4 protein-coding genes are annotated in these 2,446 nt (G+C 52.2%); all 4 read left to right on the top strand.

Translation table 11 applies throughout. The annotated features are described in order from the left end of the window. The coding region (locus tag KKF06_01240; GenBank protein ID MBU1616390.1) for a cell division protein SepF at positions 1-301 on the top strand (301 nt) is incomplete at its 5' end. Continuing rightward, positions 298-1,083: a pyrroline-5-carboxylate reductase gene (gene proC, locus KKF06_01235; GenBank protein MBU1616389.1), complete on the top strand. Its 786-nt coding sequence runs from the start codon at positions 298-300 to the stop codon at positions 1,081-1,083. The genes KKF06_01240 and proC, both read left to right, overlap by 4 nt. A 39-nt stretch (positions 1,084-1,122) precedes the next feature. Beyond that, positions 1,123-2,049, top strand: coding sequence for a sugar kinase (locus tag KKF06_01230; GenBank protein MBU1616388.1), 927 nt, complete (start codon positions 1,123-1,125; stop codon positions 2,047-2,049). Positions 2,050-2,063: 14 nt separating this feature from the next. Beyond that, on the top strand, positions 2,064-2,446 hold a 383-nt coding region (locus tag KKF06_01225), incomplete at its 3' end, for a class II aldolase/adducin family protein (protein MBU1616387.1).

Genomic DNA, 2,446 nt, shown 5'->3' with positions numbered 1-2,446 from the left:
AGAATACGAGATCGGTTTTTTTGAGCCCAAGATCTATGAGGACTCGTTGAACATTGCCGCCGGCCTGCGATCCGGCAATCCGGTGATCGTCAGCCTGAAGCATCTTGATCCGTCGGAGGGGACCAGGCTGATCGACTTTGTTTGCGGGACCGCCTACGCCATTGACGGCCATATGATGAAGATCGGCGATTCGATCTTCTTGTTCACTCCCAGCGCCATTAGAATAAATTCCAGCGAAGACCGCGGGAACATCGGCGAAGAGATCCAGGAAGGAAAAAGAGACTCTTTCTTTTCAAGATGAAGATAGCCTTTATCGGTTCCGGGAAAATGGCGGAAGCGCTGATCAGCAGATTGCCGCCGCGCCAGGTCATGATTTCCGACATTGATCGGGCCCGCCTGAAGTTTTTGGGCAAAAAATACTCTGTTAAAATTGCCGCCGGCAATAAAGAAGCTTATGACGAAGCGGAAGTGGTCGTGCTGGCGGTCAAGCCTCAGCAAATAGCAGAGGTCATAGCTGACTTGAAATGCCTGGGAAAGAAACTGGTTGTTTCGATCGTGGCCGGTATTCCGCTATCAAGTCTGCAAAAAAACTTTCCCGGTTCGCCGGTGGTCAGGGTAATGCCAAACAATCCCTGCCTGGTCGGAGCGGGAATATCTGCCCTGGTCAAAGGAAACCGGGTGACCCAGGGCCAGTTTAAGCAAGTGGAAAAGATCTTCAAACTGGTCGGTGAAACTGTGGTTGTACCTGAAAAATGGTTCGACGCGATCACCGGACTTTCCGGTTCCGGTCCAGCCTACGTTTATGCGATGATTGAAGCCCTGATCGAGGGTGGCAAGAGGAACGGTCTTCCCGGCGAGCTGGCTAAAAAACTGACCCTGCAAACGGTTTACGGCGCGGCAATGACCGCGTTAATAAGCAGGGTCGAGCCGGGAAAACTGCGGGAAATGGTAACCTCTCCCGGCGGGACAACAATGGAAGGATTAGCGGTCCTTAAGGACCGAAAGGTTTCTGAAGCTTTTGCCGCCGCTGTCTTGGCCGCGGCCCGGAAGTCCAAGCTTCTCGGAAAACAGTGGGCAAATTAGCCGACGCACAATAACCGCAATTATTTGGAGGTTTGAAGGATGTCAGTATTAGTCGTAGGGACCATTGCGCTCGATTCAATTAAAACGCCGTTCGGCGACAAGCAGGATATTTTAGGAGGCTCGGCGGTTTATGCCGCGGTCGCTTCCAGTTTTTTTGCGCCGACCACTTTGATCGGCCCGATCGGCCATGATTTTCCCAAAGAACATCTTGAATTCCTCGGTTCGCGCGATATCAATTTGAATGCTTTGCACAAAATAGACGGGCCGACCTTTCGCTGGCAGGGGTACTATGAATATGACATGAACCAGGCCCATACCGTCGATACCAAACTGAACATTCTGACGCGATTTGACCCGCAGGTGCCGGAAGGATTGCGCGATACCCCATACGTTTTTCTGGCCAACCTTGACCCCGCGCTCCAGCTTAAGGTGATCTCTCAGTTGAAAGGCCCTAAATTTATTGTCGCGGACACCATGAATTTTTGGATCGATTCCAAAAGGGAGCTTCTCCATCAATTGATCAAAAAGGTCGATCTGATGGTGATGAACGACGGTGAGATCCGCCAGTTCATGGAAACGCCGAACATTCCTTTGGCCGCCCGCCGTTTGATCGAGCTTGGCTGTCGCGGCGTGATCGTTAAAAAGGGGGAGCATGGGGCCCTCTTTTTCAATAAAGACGACTATTTTGCCGCCCCATCTTACCCCCAGGAAGAATTAAAAGACCCGACCGGGGCAGGAGATACTTTTGGCGGCGCTTTCATCGGTTATCTGGCCAGGAGCGACGACCGGAGCGCCGAAAATATCCGCCGCGCGGTGGTGATCGGTTCGGTCATGGCTTCATTTAATGTCGAAGACTTTAGCTTGGAGAGGATGAAACGCCTGAAGCGGAAAGAAGTCCGCGAGCGTTTTGAGAAGATCAGGGGGTGTACCAAATTCAATGATTTGGCTGCGTCCCACTGGGAATAAAAAAGGAGAGAAACATGTTAGAAGAATTCAAAAGGATCGGTAATTTTTTGTTCAGGGAAGGGTTGGTCAGTTCACATGCCGGGAGCATGAGTGTCCGTCATGGAGATAAGATATTTATTACCCGGCAGGATGCGATGCTGGGGGACCTGAAAGAAGGGGATATAATTGAGGTTGGCCTGACCGGCGAAGCGGCAGGGGCTTCGAGCGAGCTTCCTGCTCACCGGGCGATTTACAAGGAGACAAAGGCGGAAGCTATTGTGAGGGCCTTCCCTCCCCAGGCAATCGCCATTTCGATCACCGACAATAAGATCGTCCCGCAGGATGGGGAAGGGTTAAGGCTGCTGCATGCCGCGGCAATTGTCCGCTCGCATCAGCCGGTCGGATCTGACGAGACGGT

This window comes from Candidatus Margulisiibacteriota bacterium (assembly GCA_018822365.1).
In the GTDB taxonomy this organism is placed as follows: domain Bacteria; phylum Margulisbacteria; class WOR-1; order O2-12-FULL-45-9; family XYB2-FULL-48-7; genus XYB2-FULL-45-9.
This window is presented reverse-complemented; position numbering and strand designations above follow the sequence as displayed.

What these genes read in the sequence shown, in the direction of transcription:
- proC (MBU1616389.1), top strand. Translation starts at nt 298, where the DNA reads ATGAAGATAGCCTTTATCGGTTCCGGGAAAATGGCGGAAGCGCTGATC.
- KKF06_01230 (MBU1616388.1), top strand. Translation starts at nt 1,123, where the DNA reads ATGTCAGTATTAGTCGTAGGGACCATTGCGCTCGATTCAATTAAAACG.